At 66.1% G+C, this 16,170-nt stretch carries 11 protein-coding genes; 4 read left to right on the plus strand and 7 right to left on the minus strand.

Going from position 1 to position 16,170, the window contains the following annotated elements; genetic code table 11:
• The 3 genes from MB901379_RS04935 to MB901379_RS04945 are packed head-to-tail and all read right to left on the minus strand — an operon-like array spanning window position 1 to window position 3,852.
• Entirely contained in the window at window positions 1-1,047 is a 1,047-nt protein-coding gene (locus MB901379_RS04935) for a nucleoside hydrolase (RefSeq protein ID WP_158015615.1), read from the minus strand.
• A 29-nt stretch (window positions 1,048-1,076) separates the two neighbouring features.
• Window positions 1,077-3,089 carry an SDR family oxidoreductase gene (locus MB901379_RS04940; protein ID WP_158015616.1) on the minus strand — a complete coding sequence of 671 codons (2,013 nt, stop codon included), beginning with the start codon at window positions 3,087-3,089 and terminating at the stop codon, window positions 1,077-1,079.
• Between the two features lie 40 nt (window positions 3,090-3,129).
• Window positions 3,130-3,852 carry a histidine phosphatase family protein gene (locus tag MB901379_RS04945; RefSeq protein ID WP_158015617.1) on the minus strand — a complete coding sequence of 241 codons (723 nt, stop codon included), beginning with the start codon at window positions 3,850-3,852 and terminating at the stop codon, window positions 3,130-3,132.
• Between the two features lie 95 nt (window positions 3,853-3,947).
• Here MB901379_RS04945 and MB901379_RS04950 point away from each other — a divergent pair, with 95 nt between their 5' ends.
• Window positions 3,948-4,820: a MaoC family dehydratase gene (locus MB901379_RS04950; protein WP_158015618.1), complete on the plus strand. Its 873-nt coding sequence runs from the start codon at window positions 3,948-3,950 to the stop codon at window positions 4,818-4,820.
• Window positions 4,821-4,824: 4 nt separating this feature from the next.
• On the opposite strand, the gene MB901379_RS04955 is transcribed toward MB901379_RS04950, so the two are convergent.
• The 3 genes from MB901379_RS04955 to MB901379_RS04965 form a co-directional block, all read right to left on the minus strand.
• The gene (locus MB901379_RS04955) at window positions 4,825-6,291 is read right to left on the minus strand and encodes an APC family permease (protein WP_331852725.1); all 1,467 of its coding nucleotides are present in this window, start codon (window positions 6,289-6,291) and stop codon (window positions 4,825-4,827) included.
• 297 nt (window positions 6,292-6,588) lie between these two features.
• Window positions 6,589-7,758: a trehalose-phosphatase gene (otsB, locus tag MB901379_RS04960; protein WP_158015620.1), complete on the minus strand. Its 1,170-nt coding sequence runs from the start codon at window positions 7,756-7,758 to the stop codon at window positions 6,589-6,591.
• Window positions 7,759-7,800: 42 nt separating this feature from the next.
• A complete protein-coding gene (locus tag MB901379_RS04965) occupies window positions 7,801-9,177 on the minus strand; it encodes a wax ester/triacylglycerol synthase family O-acyltransferase (protein WP_158015621.1) in 1,377 nt (458 codons plus the stop codon).
• A gap of 231 nt (window positions 9,178-9,408) precedes the next feature.
• Here MB901379_RS04965 and MB901379_RS04970 point away from each other — a divergent pair, with 231 nt between their 5' ends.
• The 3 genes from MB901379_RS04970 to MB901379_RS04980 all read left to right on the plus strand — a co-directional run bounded on the left by MB901379_RS04970 (window position 9,409) and on the right by MB901379_RS04980 (window position 14,334).
• Window positions 9,409-12,714 carry an error-prone DNA polymerase gene (locus MB901379_RS04970; RefSeq protein WP_158015622.1) on the plus strand — a complete coding sequence of 1,102 codons (3,306 nt, stop codon included), beginning with the start codon at window positions 9,409-9,411 and terminating at the stop codon, window positions 12,712-12,714.
• Window positions 12,715-12,763: 49 nt separating this feature from the next.
• The gene (locus tag MB901379_RS04975) at window positions 12,764-13,600 is read left to right on the plus strand and encodes an oxidoreductase (protein WP_158015623.1); all 837 of its coding nucleotides are present in this window, start codon (window positions 12,764-12,766) and stop codon (window positions 13,598-13,600) included.
• Between the two features lie 89 nt (window positions 13,601-13,689).
• The gene (locus MB901379_RS04980) at window positions 13,690-14,334 is read left to right on the plus strand and encodes a nitroreductase family protein (protein ID WP_158015624.1); all 645 of its coding nucleotides are present in this window, start codon (window positions 13,690-13,692) and stop codon (window positions 14,332-14,334) included.
• An 11-nt stretch (window positions 14,335-14,345) separates the two neighbouring features.
• Here MB901379_RS04980 and MB901379_RS04985 read toward each other — a convergent pair whose 3' ends face one another.
• The gene (locus MB901379_RS04985) at window positions 14,346-16,127 is read right to left on the minus strand and encodes a PE family protein (RefSeq protein WP_158015625.1); all 1,782 of its coding nucleotides are present in this window, start codon (window positions 16,125-16,127) and stop codon (window positions 14,346-14,348) included.
• Between the last annotated feature and the right edge of the window lie 43 nt (window positions 16,128-16,170).

Genomic DNA, 16,170 nt, shown 5'->3' on the forward strand with positions numbered 1-16,170 from the left:
CTAGCGATATTCGTTGCTCTGCAGTGCGCGGGCGAAAGACCCGACCCTGTCCACGAATTGGTCGAAGAACCCCGCGGGGTCGACATCGATTCCAATGAGCGCATTCGGCTCTGAGGAACCCGACCAGTCGGTCAGCGTCGCGCCGCGGTTCGGTGTCTCGTTCAGTTCGATCCGCACCGTAGCGGGACGGATAGTGACAAGTGCTGGGTTCAGCGCGACGGCGGCGGCCAGTGGGTCATGTAGATACGCCAGATACTTGTGGTCTCTGTCGTAGTAGGCCTCGAAGTAGAAACGCATCGCGTCCTCGATCATCCGAATCAACGGATTGGAGGCCACCGATCGGGTGCCGCGTTCGTCGTCCGCGCTCATCATCGCTGTCGCCGAGGCTGCGACGGCCGCCAGTCCGGCCAGGATATCCGGCGTCAATTCGACGCGGCGGGTCAGATTCAAGCCGCACAGAATCGGCAGCCCTTGCGGTTCAACGGCCGCAGTGGTTTTCCTCGACCAACCCGCGAGCACTTCGGCGGCCGCCTCGGGATCCACGCTGATGTTCCATTCCGTCATCGGCGTGCTGTCTTCGTAGTGTCCGCCCATGATCACCAGCCGACGCAACAGCTTGGGCAGCATGGGTTCGGCCCGCAGTGCCCGGGCCAGATTGGTCAATGGGCCCGTTGCAATGCCGATCAGGTCACCGGGAAAGGCGTGTGCTGCGCGTATCCAGGCCGTCGCGGAGTCGTAACTGGTGAGCCGGCGATCGGTGAGTGGCAGTTCGGCATAACCCAACCCGTTGGGGCCGTGGTTTCTGGAGGTCACCCGAAGCGGGCCGGTCAGAGTTCCCTCCGGTCCCTTGGACACCGGAACATCGGCGACTCGGCACAGCTCGAGCAGGCCCAGGTTGTTCGCGCAAACCTGTTGTACCGCAACGTTTCCACCCGTCGAGGCGATGCCTACGACGTCTGCATCCGGACTGGCGAACAGGTATACCAACGCCAGCGCATCATCGACGCCGGTGTCGACATCGACGAAAACGGGGTGCACCGCGGCCACAATACCGCGGCACCGCTACTCGACGAGGCTTACCAGTGCACCCCCGGCACCAAGCGCACCAGCCGTTTGACCTCCCGGGGCGCCCGGATACCGCGGGCGACCGCAGAAACCGTGCGTTTCGGCTTGGCTTTGCGCCGCTGCGCGGTACGCGTATCGGAAGGCAGGCCGAGCGCCGCTCGGGAGTCGGGGTAGCCCAGATATAGCTGATGCAACAACCGCCGCGACAGCCTGGGCGTGAAGTAGTTGCCGGCCTCGGCCAGCGTGCCCAGCGGCGTATCGATACGTGCCGGCTTCTCGATCAGCCCGCGGATCACCATGGCGGCCGCACGCTCGGCGCTGATTGCCGGCACCGGGTTGAGGCGTCGGGACGGTGCGATCATGGGCGTGGCCACCAGGGGCATGTGGATGTTGGTGAAGGTGATGTGGTCGGACAGGGTCTCGGAGGCGACCACGTCGGCAAACGCGTCCAGCGCCGCTTTGGTGGGCAAATACGAGCTGTACTTGGGATTGCGGGCCTGAACACCGGCGCTGGATACGTTGACCACGTGGCCAAACCGACGTTCGCGCCAGTGCGGCAGCAGGGTCAGCACCATCCGGACGGCGCCGAAGTAGTTGACCGCCATCACCCGTTCGTAGTCGTGTAAGCGGTCGGTGGAGTTGACCACCGAGCGGCGGATGGACCGGCCCGCGTTGTTCACCAGGTAGTCGACATGACCGAAGCGTCCCAGGATGTCCTTCACGGTGTGCTCGACCGAGGTCGAGTCGGTGACATCACAGCTGAACGCATATGCCTGGCCACCGTTGGCCCGGATTTCGTCGACCAGTTGGTCCAGGGCGTCGCCGTTACGGGCCAACGCGAACACCGTCGCCCCCCGCTCGGCGACGGCGACGGCAGCGGCCCGACCGATGCCGCTGGATGCGCCGGTGATGATCACGTGCCGGCCCGCCAGCGGTCCCCGTGGATCGTCGCGTCGGGCACGATCGGCATCGAGATGCTCGGCCCAGTACTGCCACAGTTTGGGCGCGTAGGCAGAAAACTCGGGAACCTCAATACCGGTGCCGCGCAGCGCCTTCTGGGTTTCGACGTTGACGAAGGTGGGTTTGAGGTCGACGACGTCGAAGACTTCGGCGGGAATTCCCAGCTGGGTGGCCACCATGTTGCGCAGCAACCGGGCGCGCCCCCGCGCCCGCAGCACCGGTGCGGCCACCGAGCGCGGTAGTGATCCCCGCACCGCGGGCAGCCCGGCCGACTTGGCGATTCCACGGTAGATGCCGCGCAATCCAATGGATTTCGGCGCGGTGAGGTGGAACGTTTGCCCGTCACGGGATGGCGGGGTCGCGGCGTGCATCAGGGCGACCAGCGCATCCACCACATAGTCGACCGGCACAATGTTGGTGCGCCCAGTGTCGGGCAGCAGGATCGGCGTCAGGGACGGCAAAGCGGCCAGTTTGGACAGGACACCAAAGAAGTAGTACGGCCCGTCCACCTTGTCGGTTTCTCCGGTGCGCGAGTCACCCACCACCACCGCCAGGCGGTAGATCCGGTAACGCAGCCCGGCTGCGCTGCGTACCAGCGCTTCGGCCTCGAACTTCGTTCGGTGATACGGACTGGGTAGCTGCTGGTCGACGTCGAAGTCCGCTTCGGTGTATTCCCCAGCGAAGTCGCCGGCCACGGCAATCGAAGACACGTGGTGCAGCGTGGCATCGAGCCGTCGCGCCAACTCGATGACGGCGCGGGTGCCCTCGACGTTGACCGCCCACTGCAGCGGCTCGGGTGCGGTGATGTCATAGATCGCTGCGCAGTGCACCAGATGGTCAACGCGTCCCAGTTCGGCGAGCGTCCGCTCGGTCACAGCGAGCTGTGGCAATTCGCCGACTAGGGGTTTTACCCGTTCGCCCCAGTCGAGGGTTAGGCGCTCGAAGTGGCTCAGCGACTGGCGACGGACCAGAACCCAGACCCGCGCTTCGGGGCGGGCTGCCAGCAGGCGAGTGACGACGCGCCGCCCGATAAACCCGGTACCGCCGGTAACGACATACCGCATGCAGCCATCGTGGCGGCTGGTGGCCGCACGCGTCAACCGATCAGCTGAAGTTGCGGATGCCGTCCCAATCCACCAACCGCCAGCCGGTCAGTGGGTTTCCGGTGATTACCACGCGTCCGATGTTGGGCAGTGGATGACTGTTGAGCAGGTTGGTTTTCGGGTTCTTGACGTTCATCAGCGTCCACACCATGATTGCGACCCCTTGGGAGAACGCCACCGGTTTGTTGTGGCCGCTGTTGTAGATCTTCCATACCGCGGCGCTGAATCGGCTGTTGAAGTCACGGCCGGAAGCCGAGCCCGGGATGGCGCTGTGCATGTCGCCATTGAGCCAATCGGCGGGCGCCACCATGTAGGTCCGATCGGACATCGAGTCGGGTTTACCGTTGTACCACCCGGCGTTGAGGGACTCCAGCTCCTCGACGATCTCGGCCTGCTTGCTGAGTTCTTTGGCTAGCGGCCCGGCGGTCTGCTGGGCCGCCGCCATTGGCGATGTGTAGATGCTGTCGTAGTCGCTATGGGTGACCCGGTTGGCAAGCTGCTCGGCCTGCGCCTTGCCCTCGGCGCTCAGTCCGGTGCCGGGGATGTCGGTGTCGATGACACCGTCGGCGTTGGCCTGGGATTGTGCATTCCGAACGAAGGTCAAGGTGATGGTGCGAGCCTGCGGGCCACCGCCGCCGCAGGCGCTGAGCATCGTTGCCGCGGCGAACACAGCTAGGACCTTGAAGGTCTTCGGCATCTTCGGCATCTTCGTGTGCTTGGCCATGGCGATAGCCTGCCCTGCCGACCGTATCGGTGGGAAGGGTTTGCGATGGTTGAGTGCAGAAATGGCTTGAATTCTTCAATCGAGAGGAGACTCGCATGGCGATCGACCCGGGTGCCATCGGAGCGATGACCGAACCGGTGTTGTTCGAGTGGACCGACCGGGACACGTTGCTCTACGCGCTGGGGGTCGGCGCCGGGACCGCGGACTTGTCGTTCACCACCGAAAATAGCCACGACGTCACCCAGCAAGTGTTGCCGACCTATGCGGTGATCTGCTGCCCCGCGTTCGGGGCGGCCGGCAAGGTCGGAAAGTTCAACTGGGCCATGCTGTTGCACGGATCCCAGACCATCCGCCTGCACGCGCCTCTGCCGCCGGCCGGCAAGCTGTCGGTGGTTTCCGAGGTGACCGACATCCAGGACAAGGGGGAGGGCAAAAACGCGGTCCTCATGCTGCGCGGCCGCGGCACCGACCCGGATACCGGAACGCTGATCGCCGAGACGCTGACCACGCTGGTCATCCGCGGCGAGGGCGGCTTCGGGGGAGAACCCGGTCAGCGGCCCGCGGCGCCGGAGTTCCCGGACCGCGAGCCCGATACCCGGATCGACCTGCCCACCCGCGAGGACCAGGCGTTGATCTACCGGTTGTCCGGTGACCGCAACCCGCTGCACAGCGACCCCTGGTTTGCCACCCAGCTCGCCGGGTTTCCCCGGCCGATCCTGCACGGCCTGTGCACCTACGGGGTTTCCGGGCGGGCGCTGGTGGCCGAGCTCGGCGGCGGTGTTGCCGCCAACATCACCTCGATTGCGGCGCGGTTCACCAAGCCGGTGTTTCCCGGGGAGACGTTGAGCACGTTGATCTGGCGCACCGAGCCAGGCAAGGCGGTTTTTCGCACCGAGGTCACCGGATCCGACGGCGGCGAAACGCGGGTGGTGCTGGACGACGGCGCGGTGGAATACGTACCGAGTTAGCCGTCTAGCGCTCGATGCCGATGGTTCCTTCGCTACTCAAGGTTCTGTAGTAGTGGAGGTAGGCAATTGCCGGTACCGCGACGAATGTGAGCGCGGTCAACGCGATCGAGAAATGATTCGGACTGCCCTGCTGGGTGAGAAATATGGTGCGGTAATCGAATGACACGACCAGCATGACCGAAATGGAGACCGCGACTACCGGTAACACCTTGTCGGTGAATGGATTGCGCTTGATCGCCGAGCGCTCCCCGGTCCGGTCGGCCGCCAATGCGATCAATGCAATCGGCACGATGATGAACTGAATAAATCGCGCGATCACGGCAAGTCCGGTCAGGTTCACATTGTCGAAGTGGAGGGCCAGTGGAAACGCCAATGCCAATGACGCGGTCACACTGAAAGCGATCATCGGTACCCCGAACCGGTTCTTGCTCGACAGACGCATCGGCAATGTTCCCTGATCTGCCAGCGCCGTCCACAGCCGCGGAGCGCCGAACGATGCGGCCACGTTGATGCCGAACATCGAGACCAAGGCACCCGCGATGACGATCGTCCGGAAAGCGTCGTTTCCGATGGCCGCCGCCAGTCGTACCGTGCCGCTGGACGAGACAACCTTGTCCGATCCCAGCAACATTGCGACCACGACGGCGAGGATGTAGACCGCCCCGACTGCGAGGATTGCCAGCGGTATGGCTCGGGGCAGGTTGCGGTCCGGTTCGTGCATTTCCTCGGCAGCGTTAGCGATCGATTCGAAGCCCATGAATGCATACAACGCGACAATGGTGGCCAGTATCAGACTCGAGCCGGTGCTCTGCCCCATCCCTACAATCCCGAGAAGTGAAAATGTGGCGCGCTGGTACACGCCTGGTGAGGCCGAGGAGCCGTAATTGTTCACATGCTGCGTGACGATAATCCAAATTCCGCCGGCGATGAACATCGACAGGGCAAATATCTTCCCCGATGTCGACGTGCCGTTGGCCCATTTAATTATCCGGTTGCCGAACAAGTTTATTACTAACAGTACCGCGATAAAGATGAGAAACGTCAGTGTCTTGACGCTGAAAAGTTCGGTGTCTTCGGCCCAGTTTTTGCCGGGAAAGAGGACCCGCAGCAGCGTCGCGACAAAGAGGGAGGCCAGCACACCCCAGGCGATCGAGGCGGTGATCGCGTGGGTGACACCGACGTAGATGCCGATGCGCTGACCGAATGCGGCGGTCGTGTAGGCATAGGACGCGCCGTTTGTCCGGACATACCTGGCCGCCGTGGCGAACACCATGGCCATGAGGCCGGCGAAAAGGCCGGCGAGAACGTAGGCGATTGGGGCAAGCGGTCCGGCGAGCTTGATCACCGCACCGGGCGTCAGGAAAATGCCGGCACCGATTATGGAATTGATTCCGAGCATGACAATGCTCCAGAAACCGAGCTTGCTGATCGCGCACCGTCCTGTCTGTAGGTTGCTGACCTCACCAAGGATGTAACACCGAAGCGTCAAAGGTGACACATGGTACGCCACGTCGGTTGCCGGTGCGATCTTTCTCACTCTGAGCGCGGGTACCGACACCGAGCTGGTGCTCGACGATGCGGCGGTGGAGTGCGTCTCTTAGCGCCGCTATGCTCCGTTGCTTCCGTGGGAACCTGTTGGTCCCACCAGCGCCGAGTATTGCCCGTCTCTCGCCCGCCGGTTTCATACGCGGGCAGACATTATCCCGATTCCGGTGGTGCGTTGCCATACTGTGCACGCTGTCGTGCGCAGTCGCCGGAGCGTGGTGGGCTAGTTGACCCGGTCCTTACCGAGTTGGCGGGCCAGCCGCTCGGTGAACTCGGCAACGCGCGCGGGGCTGTCCAAGGCGTACCGCGCGGCGGTAGCACGATCGCCGTCATCGTCGTGTCGCACCACAATGGGAATTCCGTCGGATCGCACGGCGTCGAACGCGTCCTCGTCGGTGATGTCGTCGCCGAGGTAGAACGGCACCAGCGGCCGTGCGTCCGCATCATGCAGGTGATCGATCACCCAGCGCAGCGTCCTTCCTTTGTCCCAGTCGAGATCCGGGCGGAGTTCGATCACTTCGCGGCCGGTGGTCACCCGGAGCGAAGCGCGCTGGCCCGCCGTGCGCACCGCTGCGGCAACCTGGCCGACCCAATCGCGGGCGGCATTGCGGTAGTGAACTGCGACTCCAAACCGTTTGTGCTCCACGACAACACCGGGCATTGCTGCGAGCTGCGCGCGCAACTGGTCAGCCGCCTGCGCGAGCACCGGTATCGCCGCCGCGGCCGTGTCGTTTTGATGATGTGTGCCATCGGGTGCGGTCAGTTCGAAACCATGGCTGCCGGCATACCAGATCCCGGGCATGCCAAGTCGCTTCGTCACATCGGCCAGGTCGCGGCCGCTGAGCACCGCGACCGGGCAGCGTGTGGCCAAATCGCGCAAGGCCTCGAGCGCGCCGGCGACGGGTCTGGCCGAATCGGGGTCATCGACGATCTCCGAGAGGGTGCCGTCGAAGTCGAAGAACACCGCGGGCCTGCCGGCGCCAAGGATCTCGCCCTGAGCGAGGGCCCCCAGCGCATCGGGAAGCTCGGACATTCGCCGGTCTCCGGTGCGCACCCGGACCCGGCTCAATTCCGAGACCACGGTGTCCGCGCCGCGGCGACGCAATGCGTCGCCGTCTCCGGTCCGGTCCACACCGATCACGAGCGCGAATCCGCTGGCGCGCGCGCCTGCGACGCCCGCCGCGTCGGCGGCGATCACGACGCACCTGCCCGGTCGCACCCCCAGCCGGTCGGCCGCGCCGATCAGTGCGTCCTGCTGGTCGCCGCCACCGGGCGAATAGACACCGGCGTACACGCGTGCCTCCCGTAGCCGCTGGACCAGGGCGTCAGTGAATGGCAGCGCGGCGTCCAGCAGGACGGCATCGTGGTGGCGCGGGTCGACGGTGACCGACATCGTCCCACCTTCTCATGGTGGCCAATGCGGCCCAGGTTGGGTTCAGCGTCGCGCTCGTACCGGGAAAGCGGACGGTCGGCGCCGGTGTCCGGTGCCGGCAACGGGACGGGATGAACGCTTGCGAGCATCCTGGCGGAACAACAGGACCGAATCCTGGCTGAGCGCGACCAGGCGCGCCATTCCGCGTTCGATGCCGGCGGCCAGCTGCACCATCTCGGGTGCGGCGTCGTAGGCGCCGGTGATGCCGAAGACCAGCTCATCGCCGTAGCTCAGCACCGCGACTCCGGTGCTGAGCTGTGGCGCGGTCGGCGGGATGGGGAGCACCTGGTCCATCCGTTGACCCATGAGTCGCAATCGGTGGCGCGGACCCGGTGCATCGGTGGCCAGCGTCACGACGCCGCGCTGGGGCAGCCGCGCCAGTGCTTGAAGTGCCCTGGCGCACAACGTAAAAGGCAGGTATTCCGATAGGCCCGCGGATCTTGACTGGTGGCCGGGCGGGGCCGGGTTCAATTGGCGGTGCACCGTCCGCAGCCGCCCGATTGGGTCGTCGTGTTCGACGGGCAGATACGGCAGCGCGGCCGAGAGTCGACTGTCGGCCGGTTCCAGGGTGGGCAAGGAGTCCGCGCGGGGTTGTTCGCCGCGCTGCAGCAGAACCGTCCGAAAGCCTTCGCTGATGGCCGCCAGCGCAACATCGTTGGCCGACACGCCGAACTTGCGGCAGGCGCGGTCGACGTCGGCGATCGAAACGTGCACCGTGGTGTAACGCCGCATGGTGATCCGCGGGCCGCTCGACGACGGCCACGCTGCGGGCCAGGTAACGGCGCGGGCGGCGGCCTTGACGACGTTTGTGGTGACAGCGGCCGCGGCGCCGAGGGCGGCGGGAGCCTGCCACATGGCGTCGGTCCAACTGGGTCGCTCGGGTTGTGACGCCGAGACCTGCTTAACCGCAACGTGATTCGCGAACGACGTGTGGTCGGCGTCGTCGCAGAGCCGGGTGAGAATGTGAGCCGCCGAGATGCCGTCCGCCATGCAGTGATGAAGCTTCAGCAAGATCGCCCACCGGTTGCTCTTCAGGCCCTCGATGATCCAGCACTCCCACAGCGGGCGGTCCAGGTCGAGCGGGCGCTCGAGCGCGTTGGCAATCGCCTGGAACAGTTCCGCCTCATCGCCGGGCCTGGGGAGTGCCACCCGCTGTATGTGCTGGGCGAGATCGAACTCCGGATGATCTCTCCAATCCGTCCGCAGCACCTGGGCGTGCCGGGGTATTGATTGCAGCCGTTCGGCCAGCAGTGCTTTGAGCTGGTCGGAATTCGGGGCGGTGCCGTTGACGACGGCAACCGCGCCGAACGCCAGGCCCGCGTGCCATTCGGGAACCGGAGCCTTGAGGAAGCCAGTGTCCAGTGTCATCAATTGTGGCATCACAAGTCCCCGCCCATCTTTTGTGAATTAGTACCAGTGTCCGTCCGGAATCCTCGCCGCGATAGGGCTGCCAGGTTAAGAATGTGTTTTCCTGTTAAAGATGTGTTTAACAGCAGCGATACGCCACCGGGTTGTGCTGTTCGCAAACTCTTTCCGGGGGGTTCACGCGCCGTCTGCGTAGTGGTTCCCAAACCCCTCGCTATTCGAACACAAGTTCGATAACCTGTCGATATGGGCTGGGGCAACGGGCCGCCGAGCTGGGCGGAAATGGAGCGGGTGCTAGACGGCAAGCCGCGCCATGCCGGTACGCCGGATGGAGCCGGCTCGGCAGTCGAAACTGAGTGGGATGGCCCGTTGTCACGCAAGCGTGGGACCTATGCGCCCCAGCCGGGTGACAGCCGGGCCACCTCATCGGTTGCGTCGTCCGTGGCATATGCCGAGCTGCACGCGCATTCGGCCTACAGCTTTCTCGATGGCGCCAGCACGCCCGAGGAGTTGGTCGAGGAAGCCGCCCGGCTGGATTTGCGTGCCCTGGCGCTAACCGACCATAACGGCCTGTATGGGGCGGTACGGTTCGCCGAAGCGGCCCGCGAGCTCGGCGTCGATACCGTATTCGGCGCCGAGCTGTCCCTGGGAATTGCGGCCCGCACCGAGCAACCCGATCCACCCGGCCCCCATCTGTTGGTGCTGGCCCGTGGCCCGGAAGGGTACCGGCGGCTATCCCGGCAACTGGCCGCCGCTCATCTGGCCGGAGGCGAGAAGGGCAAGCTGAGCTATAACCTCGATGCGCTGACCGAGGCGGCGGGCGGGCACTGGCACATACTGACGGGATGCCGGAAAGGGCATGTGCGCCAAGCGCTTTCTCAAGGCGGACCGGATGCGGCGCAGCGTGCACTGGCCGACTTGGTGGACCGATTCACCGCCGGCCGGGTCAGCATCGAGGTGACCCATCACGGTCACCCGGTCGACGACGAACACAACGCGGTGCTAGCCGGTCTGGCGCCGCGCTTTGGTGTCGGCGTCGTCGCCACTACCGGGGCCCATTTCGCCCACCCCGCCCGCAGTCGGTTGGCCATGGCGATGGGGGCGATCCGGGCCCGGCAATCCCTGGACTCGGCCGCCGGATGGCTGGCCCCGCTAGGTGGTTGCCATCTGCGATCCGGCGAGGAGATGGCCCGGCTGTTCGCGCAGCGGCCCGAGGTGGTAACCGCCGCTGCCGAGCTTGGTGAACAGTGCGCATTCGGGTTGGCGCTCATCGCGCCGCAGTTGCCGCCGTTCGATGTACCCGATGGGCATAGCGAGGACAGCTGGCTGCGCTCGTTGGTGATGGCGGGCGCCCGTGACCGCTACGGACCTGCCGAACGGTCGCCGAGGGCCTATCTCCAGATCGAACATGAGCTGAAAGTTATTGCACAACTGAGATTTCCAGGATATTTCCTGGTGGTGCACGACATCACCCAGTTTTGCCGACGCAACGACATCTTGTGCCAGGGTAGGGGATCGGCGGCCAACTCCGCCGTGTGTTATGCCCTCGGTGTCACCGCCGTTGACCCGATAGCCAACGAGTTACTGTTCGAGCGCTTTTTGTCGCCCGCCCGCGATGGGCCACCCGACATCGACATCGACATCGAGTCGGATCAGCGCGAAAAGGTCATCCAGTATGTCTACGACAAATACGGCCGCGACTATGCCGCTCAAGTCGCCAACGTCATCACTTACCGCGGGCGCAGCGCGGTGCGCGACATGGCTCGCGCCCTGGGCTTCTCCCAGGGCCAGCAGGACGCATGGGGTAAGCAGATAAGTCACTGGAATGGTCAGGCCGCCGATGTTGAGGGCATCCCTGAGCAGGTGATCGACCTGGCGAACCAGATCCGCAACCTGCCACGGCATATGGGTATTCATTCCGGCGGCATGGTGATCTGCGACCGTCCGATTGCCGACGTGTGTCCGGTGGAATGGGCGCGCATGGAGAATCGCAGCGTCTTGCAGTGGGACAAAGATGACTGTGCGGCAATCGGTTTGGTGAAGTTCGATCTGCTCGGGCTGGGCATGCTTTCGGCGCTGCATTACGCCATAGACCTGGTGGCCGAGCACAAGGGCATCGAGGTAGACCTGGCCCGGCTAGACCTCGCCGAACCGGCGGTGTACGAAATGCTGGCGCGCGCCGACTCCGTCGGCGTGTTCCAGGTGGAGTCCCGCGCGCAGATGGCCACCCTGCCCAGGCTGCGGCCTCGGGTGTTCTACGACTTGGTGGTGGAGGTCGCGCTGATCCGGCCCGGGCCCATCCAGGGCGGGTCGGTGCACCCCTACATCCGGCGGCGCAACGGCATCGACCCGGTCGTCTACGAACATCCCTCCATGGAGTCGGCATTACACAAGACCTTGGGAGTTCCGCTTTTCCAGGAGCAGTTGATGCAGCTCGCGGTCGACTGCGCCGGTTTTTCCGCCGCCGAGGCCGACCAGCTGCGGCGCGCCATGGGATCCAAACGCTCCACCGAACGTATGCGACGGCTGCGCGGCCGGTTCTACGACGGCATGCGCGCGTTGCACGGTGCCGACGACGAGGTGATCGACCGGATCTACGAAAAGCTGGAAGCCTTCGCCAATTTCGGCTTCCCCGAAAGCCATGCCCTGTCCTTTGCGTCGCTGGTGTTCTACTCGTCGTGGTTCAAGCTGCACCATCCCGCCGCGTTTTGCGCGGCGCTGCTGCGAGCCCAGCCGATGGGTTTCTATTCGCCCCAGTCGTTGGTGGCCGATGCGCGTCGGCACGGTGTGGTGGTGCGAGGACCCGATGTCAATGCCAGCCTGGCGCACGCCACGTTGGAAGATTCTGGGAATGCCGTTCGTTTGGGTCTAGGTGCTGTCCGCCATATCGGTGACGACCTCGCCGAGAAGCTGGTCAAAGAACGAAACACCAACGGAGCGTTCAGCTCCCTGCTGGAGCTGACCTCCCGAGTGCAGCTTTCGGTGCCGCAGACCGAAGCGCTGGCGACGGCCGGAGCGCTGAGCTGCTTTGAGATATCGCGGAGAGAGGCGCTGTGGGCGGCCGGGGCCGCGGCCACCCAGCGACCGGACCGGTTACCCGGGGTGGGTTCGTCCTCGAACATCCCGTCGCTGCCGGGAATGAGCGAGCTAGAGCTGGCCGCGGCAGACGTGTGGGCCACCGGAATCTCCCCGGACAGCTACCCGACGCAGTTTCTGCGAGCGGATCTGGACGCTATGGGGGTAGTGCCCGCGGACGCGCTACTCGGTGTGCCCGACGGCGCCCGGGTGCTGATTGCCGGTGCGGTGACTCACCGGCAGCGGCCCGCGACGGCACAAGGGGTGACATTCATCAACCTCGAGGACGAGACCGGGATGGTCAATGTGCTCTGTACCCCGGGGGTGTGGGCGCGACACCGCAAGCTGGCGCATACCGCCCCGGCGCTGCTGATTCGCGGCCAGGTGCAAAACGCCAGCGGCGCAGTCACCGTCGTGGCCGAGCGGATGGGGCGCATCAACCTCACGGTGGGTTCCCGTTCGCGCGACTTCCGCTGAGGAGGAAGACTGAGAGCCTTGAGTTGTCCGAGGAGGGTGAGGAGCAACGATGTCGGAAAAAGTCTGGTTTCTTACCGGCGCATCGCGTGGGTTCGGGCTCGAGATCGCCCGCGCGATCCTGAGTCGGGGGGATCGGGTGGTCGCCACCGCGCGGCGCGCGGACCAGCTCCGCACCCACCTTCCCGACGCGGATGGCAGCATGCTTGCCGTCGACCTCGACGTCACCAACGCCGAACAGGTAACAAGGGCAGTCCAGGCGGCGGTCGACGCTTTCGGCCGGATCGATGTGGTGGTCAACAACGCCGGGCGCGGGCTGCTCGGGGCCGTTGAGGAGGCATCCGACGCTGCGATTCGAGCGGTGTACGAAGTCAACGTGTTTGGCACCTTGACCGTGCTCCGGGGCGTGCTGCCCATAATGCGTGGCCAACGCGCCGGCCATGTCATCAACATCAGTTCGGTGGGGGGATTGCTCGGCTCGGCCGGCTGGGGGATCTACAACTCCACCAAATTCGCCATGGAAGGGTTCAGCGAAGCGCTGGCCAAGGAGCTCGCGCCGTTGGGCATCTGGGTGACGATTGTTGAGCCGGGCTACTTCCGAACCGACTTCCTCGATGTGTCCAGCTTGGGCACCGAAGAAACCGTGATCGCGGACTACGAGCCCACCGCCGGCGCGATGCGCGCCCATGCCCTCGACGTCAACCACGCTCAGCCCGGCGATCCGGTCAAGGCCGCCGCGGCCATCGTTGACATCGCGTCGGCCACCGAGCCGCCGGTGCATCTGCTGCTGGGCACCGATTGCGTTGCGGCGGTGGAGGAAAAGATTCAGCAACTGACTTCCGACATCAACTCCTGGCGGGACGTGTCCGTTTCGACCGATCACGACTAACGATGGCCACCGCGGCAGCCGGGTCACCGGCATCTCTTGAGCCCGTTCGACGCTCAGGGACCTGAATCCAGGCCGGGTAGCCTCCACTCATGGCCCTCAACCTGTCCGTCGACGAAGTCCTGACCACCACCCGCTCGGTCCGCAAACGACTCGATTTCGACCAGCCGGTGCCGCGCGAAGTCCTCATGCAATGCCTCGATCTGGCATTGCAGGCGCCCACCGGCTCCAACTCGCAGGGCTGGCAGTGGGTGTTTGTCGAGGACGCGGACAAGAAGAAAGCGATCGCCGAGGTCTACCTGGCGAATGCGCGCGGCTACCTCAGCTCACCGGCACCCGAGTACCCCGATGGCGACACCCGCGGTGAGCGGATGGGCAAGATCAGAGATTCCGCGAGCTATCTTGCCGAGCACATGCACGAGGTGCCAGTGCTGATGGTGCCCTGCATCCAGGGCCGGGAAGACAAGTCGCCACTGGGCGGGGTGTCCTTCTGGGCCTCGCTGTTTCCAGCGGTGTGGAGCTTTTGTCTGGCGCTGCGCTCGCGCGGATTGGGCTCGTGCTGGACAACCCTGCATCTGCTCGACGATGGCGAACAACAGGTGGCCGAGATACTCGGGATTCCCTACGAGGAGTACAGCCAGGGCGGGCTGTTCCCGATTGCCTACACCAAAGGCACCGATTTCCGGCCGGCCAAACGGCTGCCCGCCGAAAGCGTGACGCACTGGAACAGCTGGTAGGCGACGCCTCGTCAGCCCGCGCTGCCGTCGTTGCCGCGGGTACCGTCGAAGGCGGCGCCACCGAGGCCGTCGGCGCCGCGGTTGCCGTCGGCCCCCTGACCACCACCGGTGCCGGGGTCACCTCCGGTGCCCAAGGAGCCGTGCAGGCCCCCGCCACCACCGGTGCCACCGGCGCCACCATTGCCGGTTGCGCCCGGCAGACCGCCGAGCATTCCGCCGCGTCCCCCGCCACCGCCCTGACCCCCGTTGCCGCCGTCGCCGCCCCCGCCGCCATGACCGGCGTCGCCACCCACACCGCCGTCACCGCCGAAGGCCGCTATCGAACTTGTAGCGTTGCCGCCATGGGCGCCGGCGACGCCGGAGCCGCCTGAACCACCGGCGCCGCCCATGCCTCCGATACCGCCCTGACCACCGGCTCCGCCGTTGCCGATCAGCCACCCCCCATCACCCCCGCTGCCGCCGTCGCCGGCATTGCCACCAGCGCCGCCATGGCCACCGTTGCCACCGGCGCCACCGTTGCCGCCGTTGCCGCCGTACGCCCCGTACAAGGTGGAGGCGGCGCTGTCGTTGTTGGAGCCGGTAAAGCCGGCGGCGCCACCGGTACCGCCGATGTCGCCGCTGCCGCCGGCGCCGCCGTCACCGCCGGCGCCACCGGCGCCGCCGTCGCCGACAAGCCATCCGCCGCGACCGCCCGCGCCGCCGGCGCCGCCCGCGCTGCCGGCCTGGCCGTCCGTGCCGGCGCCACCGGCGCCGCCGTTGCCCCCGTTGCCGCCGATGGCGACGCCGTTGTAGGACGCGGCGACGCCGGCGACCCCGCCCGTACCACCGTCGGCCCCACCCTGCCCGCCCTGCGCGCCGTTGCCGCCGTCGGCACCGGTCGCGGTCGTGTTGGTGACCGGGCTGGTGGCGTGGCCGCCGGCACCGCCATTGCCGCCGGTGACACCGGCGCCGCCGGGCGTTCCATCGGCGCCGGTGGTGGCGGAGACAGTGTTGTTGGCGGCGTCGTAGATGTTGCTGTCGCCGTCGGCGCCGTTGAGCGCCGTGTCATGGCTGGGTGTCGGGTTGACACCGTTGGCCCCGGCCACGCCGCTGCCGCCGTGTCCGCCCGCGCCGCCGGCACCCCACAGCCCGGCCGCGCCGCCAACGCCCCCGTTGCCCCCGGTGCCACCGGCCACGACCGCGTTGCCGCCGGCGCCGCCCGCGCCGCCGCTGCCGTATAACCAGCCCCCGGTGCCGCCGGTACCACCGGCGCCACCGGCGCCCCCGGTCCCGCCCACGCCACCGTTGCCGATCAATCCCGCGTTACCGCCATTGCCTCCAGCGGCCCCGGCGGTGGCACTGTTGTCGAAGCCGGCACCACCGTTGCCGTACAACAGCCCGCCATCGCTGCCGTTGGGGCTGGCCGCGGTCCCGGCGGCGCCATCGCCGATCAGCGGGCGCCCAAGCAGCGTCTCGGTGGGCGCATTAACAGCCCGCAAAATGCCTTGTTCCACGGTCTGCAGTGGCGCGGCGTTGGCCCCTTCCGCGGCGGTATAAGCGCCCGCACTCGCGTTTAGGGCCCGCACGAATTCGTTATGGAACGCCGTCACCCGGGCGGCAACGTGCTGATAGGTCAGGGCGTAGCCGGAAAACATGGAGGCCACCGACACCGATACTTCGTCGCTGCCCGCGGGGAGTAGTCGGGTGGTCGCGATCGCCGCGGCGGAGTTCGCCGTGTCGACGGTCGCGCCGATGCTCGCCAGATGCGCCGCGGCGGCCGTTACCGCCCCGGGGGCCGCCACCACGTACGACATCGTCGTCCTTTCGGCCGCTGAGCCAAAATCCCTGTCCTAGACC

Source organism: Mycobacterium basiliense (genome assembly GCF_900292015.1).
GTDB classification, from domain to species: domain Bacteria; phylum Actinomycetota; class Actinomycetes; order Mycobacteriales; family Mycobacteriaceae; genus Mycobacterium; species Mycobacterium basiliense.

Coding starts and splice junctions, on each gene's coding strand:
- MB901379_RS04940 (WP_158015616.1), bottom strand. CDS start 3,089: ATGCGGTATGTCGTTACCGGCGGTACCGGGTTTATCGGGCGGCGCGTC.
- MB901379_RS04945 (WP_158015617.1), bottom strand. CDS start 3,852: ATGGCCAAGCACACGAAGATGCCGAAGATGCCGAAGACCTTCAAGGTC.
- MB901379_RS04950 (WP_158015618.1), top strand. CDS start 3,948: ATGGCGATCGACCCGGGTGCCATCGGAGCGATGACCGAACCGGTGTTG.
- otsB (WP_158015620.1), bottom strand. CDS start 7,758: ATGTCGGTCACCGTCGACCCGCGCCACCACGATGCCGTCCTGCTGGAC.
- MB901379_RS04965 (WP_158015621.1), bottom strand. CDS start 9,177: ATGCCACAATTGATGACACTGGACACTGGCTTCCTCAAGGCTCCGGTT.
- MB901379_RS04970 (WP_158015622.1), top strand. CDS start 9,409: ATGGGCTGGGGCAACGGGCCGCCGAGCTGGGCGGAAATGGAGCGGGTG.
- MB901379_RS04975 (WP_158015623.1), top strand. CDS start 12,764: ATGTCGGAAAAAGTCTGGTTTCTTACCGGCGCATCGCGTGGGTTCGGG.
- MB901379_RS04980 (WP_158015624.1), top strand. CDS start 13,690: ATGGCCCTCAACCTGTCCGTCGACGAAGTCCTGACCACCACCCGCTCG.
- MB901379_RS04985 (WP_158015625.1), bottom strand. CDS start 16,127: ATGTCGTACGTGGTGGCGGCCCCCGGGGCGGTAACGGCCGCCGCGGCG.